Here is a 16,620-nt window from a genome sequence, read left to right on the forward strand (position 1 = left end):
GGAAACCCCATGGAAATGATGCGTTCCAACGACGGCGCCCCCGCGGCGACGAACGGCAGCGATGCGGTGCGGATCGCCGCGATCGACATCGGATCGAACTCCATCCGGCAGATCGTCGCCGACGTCAGCCCCGACGGAAAGATCCGGGTCGCCGACGAGATGAAGGCGATGCCGCGCCTCGGCGCCGGCGTCGACGCGACCGGCGAGCTCGCGGAGGCGTCGATGCAGGCGGCGCTCGCCGAGCTGTCGCGCATGGCGACGCTCGCGCGGCAGGTCGGCGCGAATCGCATCGAGGCCGTGGCGACGAGCGCCGTGCGCGACGCGGCGAACGGCGGCGCATTCCTCGAGCGCGTGCGCATGGAGACGGGGCTCCGCGTGCGGCTCCTCAGCGGCGAGGAGGAGGCGCGGCTCGCGTTCCGCTCCGCGCTCGCGCACTTCGAGCTCGGCGTCGGCCGCACCGTCGTGATGGACATCGGGGGCGGGTCGCTGGAGCTCGCGTTCGCGGCTGACGGACTGCTCGACTGCCTCGAGTCGTTTCCGTTCGGCGCCATCCGCACCACCGACCAGTTCCTCGGCGAGCGTCCGCGCGACCGCGACGTGAAGATGCTGCGCCGCGAGGTGCGGCGCGCGGTGCGCGAGCACGTGCCGCTGAAGGAGTGGCACAAGGCGCGGGTCATCGGCTCGGGCGGCACGTTCACGAACCTCGCGTCGATCATGAACACGCGCCTCGGCCTGCAGGATGCGCCTAACGGCCACGGCACCGTGGTGACACGCGGCGACGTGGAGGAGACGCTCGACATGCTCGCCGCGATGTCCGCCGCCGAGCGCGCCGCGGTGCCGGGGCTCAATCCCGACCGCGCCGACATCATCGTCGCCGGGCTCGCCGTCGCCGCGGAAGTGCTCGACCTGCTCGAGGCGCGCGAGCTGCACGTCTCGGCGTACGGCATCCGCGAGGGGCTGCTGCTGGAGGCGGCGCGCGTGGAGCCGCGCGCCGCGGACCCGGGCGAGGCGCGCGAGCGCTCGGTGCGCGAGTTCGCGGAGCGCTGCCACTACGAGGCACCACACGCCGAGCAGGTGCGCAAGCTCGCGCTGCAGCTCTACGACCAGCTCGCGGCGCGGCTGGGCTGCGAGCCGGGCGACCGCGAGATCCTCGCCGACGCCGCGCTGCTGCACGACGTGGGCTACCACATCAGCTACGAGCGCCATCACAAGCACTCGTACCACCTCATCCTGCACGCCGACTTCGTGGGCATGACGCCGGCCGAGCAGGCCGCCGTGGCGAACGTCGCGCGCTACCACCGCGGCGCGCCGCCGAAGAAGACGCACGAGAACTACGGCTCGCTCGACCGCTCGCTGCGCCGCCGCATCAAGCGGCTCGCCGCGCTGCTCCGCCTCGCCGACGGGCTCGATCGCGGGCACGTGGCCGCCGTGGAGCGCGTGCAGGCGACCGTGGAGAAGACCCGGCTGCTCCTCCACCTCGTGCCGGTTCCCGACGCGACGTCCTTGCGCCTCGAGTCGTGGGGCGCCGACCGGAAGGCCGAGCTGCTCGCGAAGCTGCTCGACGTCGACGTCGAGGTGGAGGCCTAACGGCCGCTCACCAGCGCGCCGAGTGCTCGGTGGTGCGCATGAGCAGCTGCTCGTCCTCGGTGGGCGGCGCCTCGCGGACGCCCTCGTGCACCTGCCCCCACGGGTCGCGCAGCAGGATGCGGTGCGTCGCGCGCTCCGGCTCGTCGTCGAGCGGGCGGCGCTGCGTGTACGTGCCGTCGGCGGCGAGGTCCCACGCCTGCCGGTTGTCGGCGAGGCACGTGTCGAGCAGCGCGCGGAGCGGCGCGTGCAGCGCGGGATCCTCCACCGGCACGATCGCCTCGACCCGGCGGTCGAAGTTGCGCGGCATCCAGTCGGCCGAGCCGATGTAGTACTCCGCCTGGCCGTCGTTCGCGAAGTAGAACAGCCGCGAGTGCTCGAGGAACCGCCCGACGATGCTCTGCACGCGAATGCGCTCGCTCACGTCGGGCACCTGCGGCCGCAGGCAGCAGATGCCGCGCACGATGAGCGCGATGTCCACGCCGGCCTGCGACGCCGCGTACAGCGCGCCGATCGTCTCCGGGTCGACGAGCGCGTTCATCTTCGCGACGATGCGCGCGCTCCGCCCCGCGCGCGCATGCGCCGCCTCGCGCTCGATGAGCGACAGCAGACGTGCGCGCATGTTCGCCGGCGCGACGAGCAGCTTGCGATAGAGGCGCTGCCGCGAGAAGCCGGTGAGCGCGTTGAACAGATCCGACGCGTCGGAGCCGATGCTCGCGTTCGCGGTGAACAACCCGATGTCGGTGTACAGCCGCGCCGTCTTCGAGTTGTAGTTCCCCGTGCCGAGGTGCACGTAGCGGCGCACCACCCCGTCCGGGTCGCGCCGTACGACGAGCGCCGTCTTGCAGTGCGTCTTGAGCCCGGGGAGGCCGTACGCCACGTGCACGCCGTAGCGCTCCAGCGTGCGCGCCCAGTTGATGTTGTTCACCTCGTCGAACCGCGCCTGCAGCTCCACGAGCACCGCGACCTGCTTCCCCGCCTGCGCCGCGTCGGCGAGCGCGGTCACGATCTCCGTGTCGCCGGACGTGCGGTAGAGCGTGAGCTTGATGGCGATGACGTGCTCGTCGCGCGCGGCCTCCTCGATGAACCGTTCCACCGAGGCGTCGAACGACTGGAACGGGTGGTGCACGAGCAGGTCGCGCTCGCGGACGATGTCGAAGATCGACCGCGCGGTGTCGCGCAGCACGCCCGGGACGAGCGGCGTGAACGGCGCGTCCTTCAGCTCCGGCAGCTCGAGCTGCGTGAGCGCCATGAGGTCGCCGAGCTCCAGCAGCCGACCGCCCTCGTGCACGTCGTCGAGCGTGAGCGCGCTCACGGCCTGCGTCTCGACGTCGTTCAGCTCCTCGAGCAGCAGCGTGCGGAGCCCCTCCGGCATCCCTTCCTGCAGCTCGATGCGCACGACCTCGCCGAACCGGCGGCGGAAGACCTGCTGCTCCACCGTGTCGAGCAGGTCCTCCATCTGGTCGATCTGCCCGAGGTCGAGGTCCGAGTAGCGCGTGATGCGGAACGCGAACCAGCGCAGCACCTCCATGCCGGGGAACAGCGCCGGCAGGTTCGCGCCGATGAGCTCCTCGAGCGGCACGAAGTGGTGCGGCGTGCCGGTCGGCACGAGACGCGGCAGCGAGCGCGGCACCTTCACGCGCGCGAAGTGCTCGGTGCCCTGATCGGGGTCGCGCAGCTCGACGGCGAGCGACAGCGACAGGTTCGAGATGTACGGGAACGGGTGCCCGGGATCGACGGCGAGCGGCGTGAGCACCGGGAACACCTGCGACTCGAAGAACTCGTCGACCGCCATCCACTCCGGCGGCGACAGCTCCGACATGCGTTTGAGCTCGATGCCGTTCGACGCGAGCAGCGGCAGGAGCTGCCCGTACAGGCACGCATCGCGTCGCGCGAGCAGCTCGCTCACGCGCCGCCGGATCGCCGCGAGCTGCTCCGCCGGCGTGAGCCCGTCCGGCGGATACTGCGCCATGCCCTGCGCGACCTTCCGCCGCAGTCCCGCCACCCGGACCATGTAGAACTCGTCCAGGTTCGTGCTGAAGATCGACAGGAACTTCACGCGCTCGAGCAGCGGCACGCGTGGATCCGTCGCCTCGTGCAGCACGCGCGCGTTGAACTCGAGCCACGAGAGCTCGCGGTTGATGAACAGCGCGGTCGGCGGGAGCTTCGGGGTCACGGGTCTACCTTACGACAGGACGGGGGATCCGGCTAGACGACGAACATCGGCGGTTCCCTTCTCCGACAGGATGAACAGGACGGACAGGACGAGAACCAACACCAAAGGCAACGCTCTTGGTGTTGGTTCTCATCCTGTCCGTCCTGTTCATCCTGTCGACACGAACGGCCCACAGATCCCGTCCATCCTGTCCCCGCTCAGAACTGGAACGGCAGCACGGCGCGCAGGATCCAGAACGACAGCGCGGCGATGATGCCGGCCGCGGGGATCGTGAGGATCCACGCCCACACGATGCGACCCGCGATCCCCCAGCGCACGGCCGACAGGCGATTCGTCGCGCCCACGCCGACGATCGAGCCGGTGATCGTGTGCGTCGTGCTCACCGGAATGCCGAACTGCGACGCGGTGAGGATGACGATCGCGCCGCCCGTCTCCGCGCAGAAGCCGCCGACCGGACGCAGGCGCGTGATGCGCGAGCCCATCGTGTGCACGATGCGCCAGCCGCCGAACAGCGTGCCCAACGAGATCGCGAGGTACGCGGCCGCCTCCACCCAGAGCGGCGGCACGACGTCGGGGCGTGCGACGTACAGGTACTGCATCCACCCCGTGCGCCCCTCCATCGCCGTGCGCACCGGCGCCGAGGCGAGCAGCCCGACGATGATGCCCATCGTCTTCTGCGCGTCGTTGCCGCCGTGCGCGAGCGACAGTAGTCCGGAGGAGATGAGCTGCCCGCGGCGGAACACACGGTCGACGCGCGCCGGCGTGAAGAAGCGGAACAGGTTGAACACCGCGAGCATCAGCAGGAAGCCCATGAGCGCGCCGAGCACCGGGCTGATGGCGATCGCGCTGAGCGTCTGGATCCACTTCGTGCCGAACGTGATCCCCGCGGTGCCCGCCTTCGCGAGCGCGGCGCCGGCGAGCCCGCCGATGAGCGCGTGCGAGGAGCTCGACGGGATGCCGAAGTACCACGTGATGATGTTCCACGCGATCGCGCCGAGCAGCGCGGCACACATCACGTTCGGCTCCACGATCGCGTTGTCGACGAATCCCGTGGCGACCGCCTTCGCGACCGCGGTCTTCACCACGAACAGCGCCGAGAAGTTGAAGACCGCCGCCCACACCACCGCGGCGAACGGGCTGAGCACCCGCGTGCCGACGATGGTCGCGATGGAGTTCGCGGAGTCGTGGAAGCCGTTGCTGAAGTCGAAGATGAACGCGATGACGATGATCGCGACGACGTAGGTGACCAACGAGTCTCCCGCGCCTAGCTGTTCTTGAGCGAGATGCTCTCCAGGACGTTCGACACGTCCTCGCACTCGTCCATCGCCTCTTCGAGCTTGTCGTACAGCTCCTTCCACTTGATGACGTCGAGCGCGTTCGGCGTGCCGTCGAACAGCGCGCCGACGGCCTCGTGGTACGTCGCGTCGCCCTCCTCCTCGAGGTCCTTGATGCGGCGGCCGATGTCGGCCACGCTCTGCGGCTTCTTGACGTCGCGCACGGCCTCCTCGATGCACTCGCCGGCGCGCACCAGGACGTCGGTGAGCTGCAGCGCGGCCTCGCGCGTCTCCGTGATGCGGAACATGCGCGCTCGCCGCGCCGTGCCGTCGATGAGGTCCACGACGTTGTCGAGCCGCGTCGCGAGGAGATGGATGTCCTCGCGGTCGAGCGGCGTCACGAAGCTCGTGTCGATTCGCTTGTTGACCTGGTGCACCAGCTCGTCCGCCTGGTGCTCGACGTCCTTGATGCGGGCCTCGTACTCGACGAGGCGGTCGGGATGACTGAACAGCTCATGCAGCAGCTTCGCCGACGTCGTGATGCGCTGCGCGAGCTCGCCGAACATGTCGAAAAAGCGCTCGTCGCGAGGGATGAGGCGCACGAAAAGTCTCCGGGAACGTGTGCGTGGAATTGAAGCGAGCGCCGGCCGTGCTCGGCACGGGCAGCCGCGTCACGATCGTGTCACACGACCGGCGTGAATCTAGGGCAGGAGGGCAGCAGGGCAGGAGGGCACGAGAGGCGATCGCTCCTGCCCTCCTGCCCTCCCGCCCTCGTGCCCTCTCATTCCCAGACCGCGCGCGCCTCCCCCAACGCCGTCCGCCGCCGCACGAGGGCGTGGTTCTCGAACAGCTTCACGAGCACCACGCCGGCCACGAAGCCGCCGACGTGCGCCCATACCGCCACGCCGCCCGACGCGTCGCGCCGCATCGGCGAGAGCTCGGGGAGCCCGGTGAGCACCTGCTCGCCGAACCAGAACACGAGCACGAACCACGCAGGCACGTGGAACAGGAACACCGGGGGGAAGTACGTCCGCACCCGGATCCGCGGGTACAGCACGAGGTAGCCGCCGAGCACCCCGGAGATCGCGCCCGACGCGCCGACCGTCGGCACCGGCGACGCGCCGTTCAGCACGACGTGCGTGAGCGCCGCCGCCAGCCCGCACAGGATGTAGAACGCGAGGAAGCGGAACCGGCCCAGGCTGTCCTCGACGTTGTTGCCGAACACCCACAGGTACAGCGAGTTGCCGAGCAGGTGCGCCCACCCGCCGTGCAGGAACATCGACGTGAGCGGCGTGAAGATGTTCTTCGCCTCGGTGTCGATCACGCAGTCCACGCCGGGCGACATCGGGACGTGCAGCCCGACCGGGGCGAGATGGGTCAGCTCGCCGGGCACCATCCCCCAGTTGCAGACGCTCGCGATGAGCGGGTACCCCTGCCCCGCGCCCTGCACCACCACGAACACGACGGCGAGCGAGGCGAGGAGCAGGTAGGTCATCACCGGCGTGCGGAGCGTCGGATTCTCGTCGCTGATCGGGATCATGAAGGAGTGGGAGGAGAGGACCGCGACTGCCGGTACAGAAGGCAGGCCGTCGGCCCCGATCGTGCCGCGCTGTCACGCGCCGAGGGAGCCGGCCCAGCGGGCGCTGCCGGAGTGGCAGCAATTTCGGGCCCCGCGATTGCCTTGGAAAGCGCCGGTCACCACGACCCATACATCAATCGAGGACGCAATGGCAGACAAAGTCATCGGCATTGACCTCGGGACGACGAACTCGGTCGTCGCCGTGCTCGAGGGCGGCGATCCGGTGGTCATCCCGAACGCGGAGGGCGGCCGGACGACCCCGTCCGTCGTGGCCTTCACGAAGGACGGCGAGCGGCTCGTCGGTCAGATCGCGAAGCGTCAGGCGGTGACGAACCCGCAGAACACCATCTTCTCGATCAAGCGCTTCATGGGGCGCAAGACCGGCGAGGTGCAGGACGAGCAGAAGAAGGTGCCGTACAAGGTCACCTCCGGCTCGAACGATCTCGCCGCCGTGGAGATCCAGGGCAAGCGCTACACGCCGCCCGAGATCTCGGCGATGATCCTCCAGAAGATGAAGCAGACCGCCGAGGACTACCTCGGGCACTCGGTCAGCAAGGCGGTCGTCACCGTCCCCGCGTACTTCAACGACTCGCAGCGGCAGGCGACGAAGGACGCCGGCAAGATCGCGGGGCTCGACGTGCTCCGCATCATCAACGAGCCGACGGCCGCGGCGCTCGCCTACGGTCTCGACAAGAAGAAGGAAGAGACGATCGCCGTCTTCGACCTCGGCGGCGGCACCTACGACATCTCCATCCTGGAGCTGGCGGAGGGCGTGTTCGAGGTGAAGTCGACGAACGGCGACACCCACCTCGGCGGCGACGACTTCGACCAGCGCGTGATCGACTGGCTCGTCGCGGAGTTCAAGCGCGACCAGGGCATCGATCTCTCCAAGGATCCGATGGCGCTGCAGCGCCTGAAGGAGGCCGGTGAGAAGGCGAAGATGGAGCTGTCGACCACGCAGTCGACGGACATCAACCTGCCGTTCATCACCGCCGATGCGTCGGGGCCGAAGCACCTGAACTACACGCTCACCCGCGCCAAGTTCGAGCAGCTCGTCGACGACCTCATTCAGCGCACGATTCCGCCGATGGAGCAGGCGCTGAAGGACGCCGGCCTCTCGGCGGGCGACATCGACGAGGTGATCCTCGTCGGCGGCTCGACGCGCATGCCGAAGGTGCAGGAGGTCGTGAAGAAGTTCTTCGGCAAGGATCCGAACCGCTCGGTGAACCCCGACGAAGTCGTCGCCATCGGCGCCGCGATCCAGGGCGGTGTGCTCACCGGCGAGCAGAAGGACGTGCTGCTGCTCGACGTGACGCCGCTGTCGTTAGGCATCGAGACGCTCGGCGGCGTGATGACGGTGCTCATCCCGCGCAACACGACGATCCCGACGAAGAAGACGGAGACGTTCTCCACCGCCGACGACAACCAGACGACGGTCGAGATCCACGTCCTGCAGGGCGAGCGCGAGCTGGCGATCTACAACAAGACGATCGGCAAGTTCCAGCTCACCGGCATCCCGCCCGCTCCGCGCGGCATGCCGCAGGTGGAGGTGACGTTCGACATCGACGCGAACGGCATCCTGCACGTGACGGCGCGCGACAAGGCGACGGGCAAGGAGCAGAAGATCCGCATCGAGGCGTCGAGCGGGCTGTCCGACGCCGAGATCAACCGCATGGTGAACGACGCGCAGTCGCACGCCGAGGAGGACAAGCGGAAGCGCGAGGAGATCGACACGCGCAACCGGCTCGACTCGCTCACGTACGAGGTCGAGAAGAACGTGAAGGAGTGGGGCGACAAGGTCCCCGCCGACACGAAGAGCAAGATCGACTCGGCCGTCGAGCGCGCGCGCAAGGCGCTCCGCGGCGACGACATGGGCGAGATCCGCTCGGCGCAGGAAGAGCTCACCCGCGTGTTCAGCGAGGCGGGCCAGAGCTTCTACCAGCAGCAGGCCGCGCAGTCGGGCGGCGAGTCGCAGGGCGGCGGCGACACCGGCGCCGGCAACGGCGGGCCGCAGGCTGGCGCGCAGGGCGGCGCGAAGCCCGACGACGTGGTCGAGGCGGACTACGAGATCGTGGACGAGAACAAGTAAGCGCCGAGCGCAGAGCGTGGAGTGCGCGGTGGGCGCCGGGACTTCGGTCCCGGCGCCTTCTCGTTTCCGGCCCGGCGCATGCGTTAGCATCCCGCGTACGGCACGGCTCCCACAACCGTCGGATCACGATCATGGCACCGCTCCCTCGCGTACGCTTCGGCGTCGCCGTGGCGATCGCCTTTCTCGCCGGGCTGCTCTTCGCCTCGGCGCTCGATTTCACGCGCCCGAGCTATGCGCAGGCGGGGATGAACCTCGCGCCCGCATCCGGTCCCGCCGGCGACGTGCGCAACGGCTTCGCCGCGATCGCCGAGCGCGTCACGCCCGCGGTCGTGTCGATCCAGACCGAGCGCGACCCGCGCCGCAACCAGGCGCGCTCGCGTGGGCGCGTGCCGCCGGGCTACGAGGACTTCTTCCGCCAGTTCGATCCCGAGCGCAGCGAGCCGGTGCAGGCCGACGGCTCGGGCTTCATCGTGTCGACCGACGGCTACATCCTGACCAACAACCACGTCGTCGGCGACGCCGACCGCGTGAACGTGACGCTCACCGACCATCGCGCGTTCAAGGCGCGCGTCATCGGCGGCGACCCGACGACCGACGTCGCGGTGATCAAGATCGAGGGGAAGGAGCTTCCGGTCGCCGCGCTCGGCGAGGACACGGTCACGCATGTCGGCGACTGGGTCGTCGCGATCGGCAACCCGCTCGGCCTCGACTTCACGGTGACCGCCGGCATCGTGAGCGCGAAGGGACGCAGCTCGAACGACCTGCCGGGGCTGATGGACGGCAACTACGCCATCGCCGACTTCATCCAGACCGACGCCGCGATCAATCCCGGCAACTCCGGCGGCCCGCTCGTGAACGCGCGCGGCGAGGTGATCGGCATCAACTCCGCGATCGCGAGCCGTACGGGCTTCTACTCCGGGTACGGCTTCGCCATCCCGATCTCGCTCGCGCGCGGCGTGATGGACGATCTGCTCAAGCACGGACGCGTGCGTCAGCCCGTGCTCGGCGTGTCCATCGCGGACGTGTCGCCGGAGGACGCGAAGGTCGCGGGGCTGCCGCGCATCGCGGGCGCGCTCGTGCGCGGCTTCACGCCCGCCGAGGGCAGCCCGGCCGAGCAGGCCGGTGTCGAGGCGGGCGACGTCATCATCGCCGCTGATGGCCGGCCCGTGGACCGCGTCAGCACGCTGCAGCGCGTCGTGCGCAGCCACGAGCCGGGCGAGGTGCTGAACCTCGACGTCATGCGCTTCGGCCAGAAGCGCACGTTCCGCGTGCGGCTCGAGGAGCACGACGACGGTGCGCAGGTGGCGCGCGCCACGCCGACCGCGCGTCCCACGCCGACGGAGGACACGGGCCGCAGCCGGCAGCTCGGCATCTCGGTGCAGCCGGTGGACGCCGACTTCGCGCGCGACGCGAACCTCGAGGCGAGCGACCGCGGCCTGCGCGTCATGGACGTCTCTCCGTCGGGCCCCGCGCGCGGGCTGCTCGCGCCGCGCGGCACGGACGTGCTCACCGACGTGCTGTACCCGGTGAAGAAGAAGCTGCGCGCCGCGTCGGACCTGCAGAACGTGCTCGCGCAGCTGAAGCCGGGCGACGTGGTGAGCCTGCGCGTCTACAGCACCGCAGAGCCGCTCATCGGGCCGCGGGTGGTGAACCTCCGGGTCGTGGAGTGAAGCGTTAGATTCCGCCACCAGGCTCGGGTGGCGGAATGGCAGACGCGCTGGACTTAGGATCCAGTGCCGAGAGGCGTGCGGGTTCGAGTCCCGCCCCGAGCACTAAGTCCAGGGCAGGAGGGCAGGAGGGCAGGAGGGCAGGAGCGATCGCCTCTCGTGCCCTCCTGCCCTCCTGCCCTCCTGCCCTCCTGCCCTGGCGGTTAGAGCCCGGGCTGTCCTCCGCCGGTCGGTTCGCCCTTCGCGCCGCCACCGCGGTGCACGATGGCCAGGAGTGCCGCGCCCGCGGCCGCGACGCCGCCGACGAGGAGCGTCGTGCGCGAGCGCGAGACGGTCGCCTGCTCCACCGACTGCACCGCCCCGCGCGCGATCGCTACCGGCCCGCCGCTCCAGTCGACGGGCGCACCGGCCGCGGTCAGCAGGCGATCGACACGGAGGTCGATGGAGTCGGCTCGCTCGCCGACCCACTTCCCTTCCACGCCCGTCACCGCGCCGCCGAGGCGCGATGCGAGCGCCGCAGCCCCGTCGGTGGTGAGGGTCACGCGCACGCGCGCGCCCGTCGCGACGTGCTCCGGCGGCACCGCGTGGTACGCGGTGCACGCGGTCGCGGCGAGGAGCAGCGCCGAGCCGGCGCGCGCGCGCGGCATCACAGGCCGTTGCAGACCGGCTGCGTCGTCACCTTCGCGTTCGACAGGCGCTCGGTGGTCGTGATCGGGAAGAAGCAGCCGCGCGTGGTGTAGGCCACGGAGCTCGTCTGCCACCGCGGGTCGCGCTCGCCGAAGCGATACATGTCCTGCAGCCGCCGGCCCTGCAGGAACAGGTTCACGCGCCGCTCGAAGCGCAGCATCGTGAGCCCGTCCGGCGACGTGCCGTTCCACGCCGGCGTCTCGCCCGCGAGCGCGCGCACCGCGTTGATGCGCGCCACGACCTCCGCCTGGTTGCCCGCCGCGAGCGCGGCCTCGGCGAGGATCAGTTGCATCTCGCGCGCGGAGACGACCGTCATCGGCAGGAACTGGCCACCGGTGATCAGCGCGTTCACGCGCGCACGCAGCGCGACGTCCGGCGCGTTGGTCACCGGATCGTTCAGCACGATCACCGGCTGCCCGCCCTGCACCAGCGTGCGGTTCTGCCCCTGTGCCGCCGGATCGGGCTGCGCGTACGCCTGCCCGATGCGCATCTCACGCCGGGTGTTGAGGTCGTTCCCCAGGTTGTTGCCCGCCGTGTTCTGGGACGACGGCGTGATCGTGAACGCGTAGTCCGCGGAGCCCATGAGCGCGAGCGCGGCGGTCGCGTCGGCGCTCGCCTCCGCGTCGTTCACGAGCGGGCTCGCGATCGGCGCCGGCGCGCCGGCGTACTTGGCCGGCGGATTGAGCTTCGCCCACAGCGCGCGCGAGAACTTCGCGCGCGCCCGCATGGCGAGGATCTGCGTGCGGAGCCCGCTGTTGTTGATCGCCGTGGCGACCGCGAGACCACGGTCAAGGTACGCCACCGCGGTGTCGTAGACACTCTTCATGTTCGTCTCGCCGATCGGCGCGGCGGACGTCATCCGATCGGAGAGCGTGAAGTCGTCGAACACGTCCCCGATCGTCGTGTAGACGATCGCGCCGTACAGATACGTGTTCGCTAGGTCGGCGCGCGACGACAGGCGGCCGTCCTTGTCCCACGCGACGAGCCGCGCCAGCGCCTGGTCGGCCGTCCAGCGTGCCTCGGCGATGCGGTTGAAGGCCTGGTCGGTGAACTGGATCACTGGCGTGGACACGTTGCCGACGTCGAGCTGGAAGAAGCCGTCCTGCGAGCCGACGAAATCGAGCTCGTCGGAGACCGTGGAATACGGGTCGAGCACGGAGTTGAGCCCGCGCACGGTCGCCGCGGCGACGCCGTTCGCGAGCGGCGTCGCGGCGGACGGGTCGGCGAGGCTGTCCTCGCTGACGTTGTTCGGGTTGTCGACGTTCAGCACGTTGCAGCCGGCGGCGAGGGCCAGCGTGCCTAACGCGAGGGCGAGCTTGCGGCGGCCGGTGCGGGTGCGGCGCTGGGTGTTCTGTGCAGTCATGGGCGTGGTCTCCTCAGAAACCCAGTCGGACGGCGAGCGAGAAGCGGCGCTGCAGCGGCAGGCCGAACACGTCGATGGCGTCGGCGAAGTTCTGGTCGAACGTGCTGCCGTTGCCGCGGCCGCCCTGGTTCGCCTCGGGATCCACGCCGGGGTACTTGGTGATGAGCAGCAGGTTGCGCGCGGCGCCGGTGATCGCGAGCGACGACGCGCCGACCTTCCGCGCGAGCGAGGTGCCGGCGGTGTACGTGAGCGAGAGCTCGCGCCAGCGGAGGAAGTTGCCGCTGAAGTTCTGATTCAGGCCGTCGTACGGCGAGAGCGCCTTCACGTTGTACGCCCAGTCGAGCCCCGCGTCGAGGCGCTGCTGCGCCGTGCTCGCGGGGTTCTGCATCACTGCGTCGAGCTTCGCGGTGCGCTTCGAGTTGAGCGCGATGGTGAGCGCGTTCATGAACGCATCGGTCATGTCGCTCACCGTGTAGTGGCCGCCCTTGAACTCGAACAGCGTGTTGAGCCGCCACTTGCGGTACAGCGTCATGTTGCCGCCGAACGAGCCGGTCCAGTCGGGCGTCGGCTTGCCGAGGTAGTGGTCGAGCAGATCGCCGTCGCCATCCTCGTCCACGGCGATCGGGCTCAGCGCGGCGACGCCGACCGTGGACCCCGACTTCGGCACGCTCGCGAAGTACGCGAGCGCCTGGTCCATCGTGTCGGGCTGCTTGTCGCCGTTGAAGTCGTACGGCACCTGGTTCGGCTGCATGCACGCGTAGGTCGCGCCGGCGGGGCGTGCCGAGCAGGGGCCGATCAGCTTCGCGCCGAACAGCGCGCCCGGCGCGTAGCCGACCGCGACGAAGTTGCGGTAGCGCACGCCGCCGGCTCCAACCTTGATCGGCGCGGCGCCGCCCATGTCGGTGACGCGCTGCCAGAGATAGGCGCCGCTCGCCTGCAGGTCGATCTGCAGGTTCGGACGGCTCACCGCGAGCCCGTTCACGGAGAGCTCGAGGCCGCGCCCCTTCATCTGGCCGACGTTCGTGAGCTGCGTGCGCAGGAAGCCGCCCGACGGCGGATACTGCACCGGGACGAGCAGGTCGTTCACGACGCGGTTCCACCCCGTGACCTGCACGCCGGCGCGATTGTCGAACAGCCCGACCTCGAAGCCCACCTCCGCCTCGGTGGACACCTCGGGCGCGAGCGCGGCGTTGCCGAGGTTGAGCGGCACGAGGCCGGTGCCCGTCGGCGCGAGCTGCAGCGGGCCGTACGTGGTGAACTGGTCGTACGCGCCCGGCTGGCGGCCGGACTGGCCTAACGCGGCGCGCAGCCGCAGCGCCGAGATCACGCTCGCGAAGCCGTGGTCCTTCCACCCCGGCCGGTCGCTCGGCACCACCGAGATGCTGGCCTTCGGATAGAAGACGCCCGGCGCCTCCTTGCCGAACGCGCTCGAGTAGTCGTACCGACCGCCGACGGTGGTGTGGATCCAGTTGAAGAGGCTGAACTGCTCCTGGCCGAAGAAGCCGCCCGTGACGGTGGACAGGAACGTCTCGCCGAGCGTCGTGGGCGTGCCGGCGCCGACGACCTCGAGGCCGGGACCCGGGAAGTTCTCCGCCGTCGAGTTGCTCTCGACGTTCCGCGCGAAGAAGCCCTGCAGGCCGACCGTGAAGTCGGACGAGAGCCAGCTGCGCGGCTCGGTCTTCCAGCCGAGCTTCGTGTCGACCGTGATCTGGCGGTCCGCGATGTCGTCGATCGTGCGGCGACCGTTAGGCGCGGTGGAGTTCTGCCGGTCGATGTTGTTGCCGAACGGCAGCATCGACCAGCTCCGCTGCGCCGTCACGTCGATGCCGACGGTGCTCGTCCAGTTCAGGTTGTCGCGCATCGAGAGCGCCGCGGTGGTCGAGCCGCGGAAGCGCTGCACCTCCTGCTCGCGCTGGAGCTGCGCGGCCTCGCGGATCGTCGCGAACGCGCCGTTGCCGAACGGGTTGCCCGCGCCCACGCACACGCCCGGCTCGGCGACGCCCAGCGTCGACGCGGTCTGCGGGTTGTCGACGACGCTCTGGCGGCAGTTCGCGTTCTCGGGCTTCGCGAGGTAGACCTGGCTGACGAAGCCGGTGATGTCGTTGCCGTTGGACGGGATCTGCTGCGACGTCCCCGTGTACGCGGTGTTCACGTCGAACCGCAGGTTGCTGCGCGGCTGGAAGTTCAGGTTCGACGTCGCCTGGGCGTGGTGCGCGATGTCGTCGGCCGGTCCGAGCCGCTTGCCGCCGAGCTTCCCGCCGAGCGGCCCGTTCTCCCCCTGGTAGCGCCCGGAGACGAAATACCCGATGCGCTCCGAGCCGCCGCTGACCTGGCCGGTGTACATCTGGCCGTAGCCCGTGGCGGCGATGTTGTCTTTCCAGATGTTCTTCTCGATGATGTCGAACGGCCGGATGGTGCGGCCGTAGAAGACGGTCAGCGAGTCGGCCTGCCCCTGCGTCTTCGCGAAGCCGGCGTTGACCGGGAAGCGGTCGAGCGGGAACTGCGAGAGGCTCTGCTCGATGCCGAAGTCCCAGCGCGGCGCGCCCGCGGCCCCGCGCTTGGTGAAGATCTGGATCACGCCGTTCGACGCTTCGGTGCCGTAGAGCGTGGCCGCGGCGGCGCCCTTGAGCACTTCGACGCGCTCGATCGTGGACGGGTCGATGTCGTCGAGCCGCGACGACGATGCGCCGGCGCCGCCCGCCTGCCCGAGCCCACCGGCGGAGTTGATGCGGATGCCGTCGACGAGGATGATCGGCTCGTTCGACTGCGACAGCGACGCGTTGCCGCGGATGCGGATGCGCGCGCCCTCGCCGGTCATGCCGCCCGATGGGAGGCCGACGAGCCCGGGCTCGCGTCCCTGCAGCACCTCGGAGACGTTCACCACCGGCGCGTTCTCGGGTGGCTTCACCACGGCGACGGTGTTCCCGAGCTTCTTCGTCTCCACGGCGCCACCGGTGCCGGTGACCACGACCTGCTCGAGCTGCAGGGCCGACGGCGTCAGCGTGACCTCGACGTGCGCGGACTGGCCCGCGGCGACGGTCACCGTACGCTCGGCGGGCTGGAAGCCGATGAGGCGCACGCGGACCTGGAGCTGCCGCGCGGGGACGTTCGTGATGCGGAACGTCCCGGCGGCGTTCGTGGCCGCCCCGAGCGTCGTGCCGACGACCTGGATCTGCGCCGACTCGAGGGGGCGCCCACTGCCGACGTCCGTCACGCGTCCCTCGATGATGCCCGCGGCCGGCGTCTGCGCGCCGAGCGAGGTCGCGAGCGCGAGCACGAGCCCGAGCGCGCTGCTCGTTAGGCGCACCGCTGGCGCGCGAGCGATGTGGAGGAGTGCGGCGGCGGAGCGTGCTGACATCATGGCGTCCTCACCAGATCGACGTGGTGACGGTGAAGCCGGCGGAGCGGAATGCCGGCGGACGCGCGTCACCGGAGCGACGCGCGGGGGGCGCTGGACAGGGCGGTTCGCGGTACTACGACGCACCCGCCGATGACGAGGAACGTCACCGGCGGGTGATGGACCGTGGAATAAAGTATACGAAACGCGCCCGCAGCGGGGCCCCCCACCCCGATCTCAGAACACCACGCCGATCACGAAGCGGCCGTCGGGATAGACCTGCCACAGCGGGTCGTCGCGCCCCACGTCCTTCAGCACCCGCTTCGCGCCGCCGCCGAGCCCGACGCGAAACCGCTCCGCTCGCCCGATGAGCCAGTCGTACGACACGATCACGCCGAGCGTCGGCGCGGTCTGCGTCTTCCGCTCGTTCGAGCAGCCCCCGGTGATGTCGAAGACCACGCAGTCGGGGACGTTGCGCGCCTGGTGCACGCCGGCCGAGAGCCCGATGGAGAACCCCCGGAACGGTGTCTCGCCGGGGTAGTACAGCGCCTTCGCCTCCGCCCACGCGTTCCGGTCGCCGTTGTCGGAGAAGTACGTCCCCCCGAGGCCGAACGTGAAGCCGGGCGACGGCAGCGCGGCCTCGTACTCGAACGAGAACACGCCGAACGGGATGGCCAGCGGGTTCGTTGCCACCGACTGCTGCGGCAGCAGAGGGCTCGGCGGGGCCTCGGTGGCCTGCGCGGCGGCAAGCGACGGAGCGAGCGCGGCGGCGGTGACGGAGAGAAGGCGGCGGAGCGACGGACGGGCCAGGGTCATGAGCGTGCGGGGTTGAGGTCGGGCGCTGCTACCCCGGGGTGACGAGCG

Annotated in this window: 11 protein-coding genes and 1 tRNA gene; 4 read left to right on the forward strand and 8 right to left on the reverse strand. The window is 70.2% G+C overall.

Annotated elements, in window-relative coordinates:
- The first annotated feature begins 9 nt into the window (after positions 1–9).
- Positions 10–1,587 carry a Ppx/GppA phosphatase family protein gene (locus tag J421_RS19400; protein ID WP_104022829.1) on the forward strand — a complete coding sequence of 526 codons (1,578 nt, stop codon included), beginning with the start codon at positions 10–12 and terminating at the stop codon, positions 1,585–1,587.
- Between the two features lie 7 nt (positions 1,588–1,594).
- On the opposite strand, the gene ppk1 is transcribed toward J421_RS19400, so the two are convergent.
- The 4 genes from ppk1 to J421_RS19420 all read right to left on the reverse strand — a co-directional run bounded on the left by ppk1 (position 1,595) and on the right by J421_RS19420 (position 6,574).
- The gene (gene ppk1 / locus J421_RS19405; protein WP_025412830.1) at positions 1,595–3,760 is read right to left on the reverse strand and encodes a polyphosphate kinase 1; all 2,166 of its coding nucleotides are present in this window, start codon (positions 3,758–3,760) and stop codon (positions 1,595–1,597) included.
- A gap of 197 nt (positions 3,761–3,957) precedes the next feature.
- Positions 3,958–5,010 carry an inorganic phosphate transporter gene (locus J421_RS19410; RefSeq protein WP_025412831.1) on the reverse strand — a complete coding sequence of 351 codons (1,053 nt, stop codon included), beginning with the start codon at positions 5,008–5,010 and terminating at the stop codon, positions 3,958–3,960.
- A 14-nt stretch (positions 5,011–5,024) separates the two neighbouring features.
- The gene (locus J421_RS19415) at positions 5,025–5,636 is read right to left on the reverse strand and encodes a DUF47 domain-containing protein (protein ID WP_025412832.1); all 612 of its coding nucleotides are present in this window, start codon (positions 5,634–5,636) and stop codon (positions 5,025–5,027) included.
- A 179-nt stretch (positions 5,637–5,815) separates the two neighbouring features.
- Positions 5,816–6,574: a rhomboid family intramembrane serine protease gene (locus J421_RS19420; RefSeq protein WP_025412833.1), complete on the reverse strand. Its 759-nt coding sequence runs from the start codon at positions 6,572–6,574 to the stop codon at positions 5,816–5,818.
- A 187-nt stretch (positions 6,575–6,761) separates the two neighbouring features.
- Here J421_RS19420 and dnaK point away from each other — a divergent pair, with 187 nt between their 5' ends.
- From dnaK to J421_RS19435, 3 genes are all read left to right on the forward strand, one after another.
- On the forward strand, positions 6,762–8,702 hold the full coding sequence (gene dnaK, locus J421_RS19425) for a molecular chaperone DnaK (RefSeq protein WP_025412834.1): 1,941 nt from the start codon (positions 6,762–6,764) through the stop codon (positions 8,700–8,702).
- A 131-nt stretch (positions 8,703–8,833) separates the two neighbouring features.
- A complete protein-coding gene (locus J421_RS19430; protein WP_025412835.1) occupies positions 8,834–10,372 on the forward strand; it encodes a trypsin-like peptidase domain-containing protein in 1,539 nt (512 codons plus the stop codon).
- 21 nt (positions 10,373–10,393) lie between these two features.
- Positions 10,394–10,474 (forward strand) — tRNA-Leu (locus J421_RS19435).
- 98 nt (positions 10,475–10,572) lie between these two features.
- On the opposite strand, the gene J421_RS19440 is transcribed toward J421_RS19435, so the two are convergent.
- From J421_RS19440 to J421_RS19455, 4 genes are all read right to left on the reverse strand, one after another.
- The gene (locus J421_RS19440; protein WP_025412836.1) at positions 10,573–11,016 is read right to left on the reverse strand and encodes a hypothetical protein; all 444 of its coding nucleotides are present in this window, start codon (positions 11,014–11,016) and stop codon (positions 10,573–10,575) included.
- A complete protein-coding gene (locus J421_RS19445) occupies positions 11,016–12,419 on the reverse strand; it encodes a RagB/SusD family nutrient uptake outer membrane protein (RefSeq protein ID WP_025412837.1) in 1,404 nt (467 codons plus the stop codon). Before J421_RS19445 ends, J421_RS19440 begins: the two co-directional genes overlap by 1 nt.
- 13 nt (positions 12,420–12,432) lie before the next feature.
- Complete coding sequence (locus J421_RS19450) at positions 12,433–15,777, reverse strand: SusC/RagA family TonB-linked outer membrane protein (RefSeq protein ID WP_158508845.1); 3,345 nt, start codon at positions 15,775–15,777, stop codon at positions 12,433–12,435.
- Positions 15,778–15,993: 216 nt separating this feature from the next.
- Positions 15,994–16,572: a hypothetical protein gene (locus J421_RS19455; protein ID WP_025412839.1), complete on the reverse strand. Its 579-nt coding sequence runs from the start codon at positions 16,570–16,572 to the stop codon at positions 15,994–15,996.
- Positions 16,573–16,620: the final 48 nt, after the last annotated feature.

The organism is Gemmatirosa kalamazoonensis (genome assembly GCF_000522985.1).
GTDB classification, from domain to species: Bacteria; Gemmatimonadota; Gemmatimonadetes; order Gemmatimonadales; family Gemmatimonadaceae; genus Gemmatirosa; species Gemmatirosa kalamazoonensis.

What these genes read in the sequence shown, in the direction of transcription:
- J421_RS19400 (WP_104022829.1), top strand. Translation starts at nt 10, where the DNA reads ATGGAAATGATGCGTTCCAACGACGGCGCCCCCGCGGCGACGAACGGC.
- J421_RS19420 (WP_025412833.1), bottom strand. Translation starts at nt 6,574, where the DNA reads ATGATCCCGATCAGCGACGAGAATCCGACGCTCCGCACGCCGGTGATG.
- dnaK (WP_025412834.1), top strand. Translation starts at nt 6,762, where the DNA reads ATGGCAGACAAAGTCATCGGCATTGACCTCGGGACGACGAACTCGGTC.
- J421_RS19430 (WP_025412835.1), top strand. Translation starts at nt 8,834, where the DNA reads ATGGCACCGCTCCCTCGCGTACGCTTCGGCGTCGCCGTGGCGATCGCC.
- J421_RS19440 (WP_025412836.1), bottom strand. Translation starts at nt 11,016, where the DNA reads ATGCCGCGCGCGCGCGCCGGCTCGGCGCTGCTCCTCGCCGCGACCGCG.
- J421_RS19445 (WP_025412837.1), bottom strand. Translation starts at nt 12,419, where the DNA reads ATGACTGCACAGAACACCCAGCGCCGCACCCGCACCGGCCGCCGCAAG.
- J421_RS19450 (WP_158508845.1), bottom strand. Translation starts at nt 15,777, where the DNA reads ATGTCAGCACGCTCCGCCGCCGCACTCCTCCACATCGCTCGCGCGCCA.
- J421_RS19455 (WP_025412839.1), bottom strand. Translation starts at nt 16,572, where the DNA reads ATGACCCTGGCCCGTCCGTCGCTCCGCCGCCTTCTCTCCGTCACCGCC.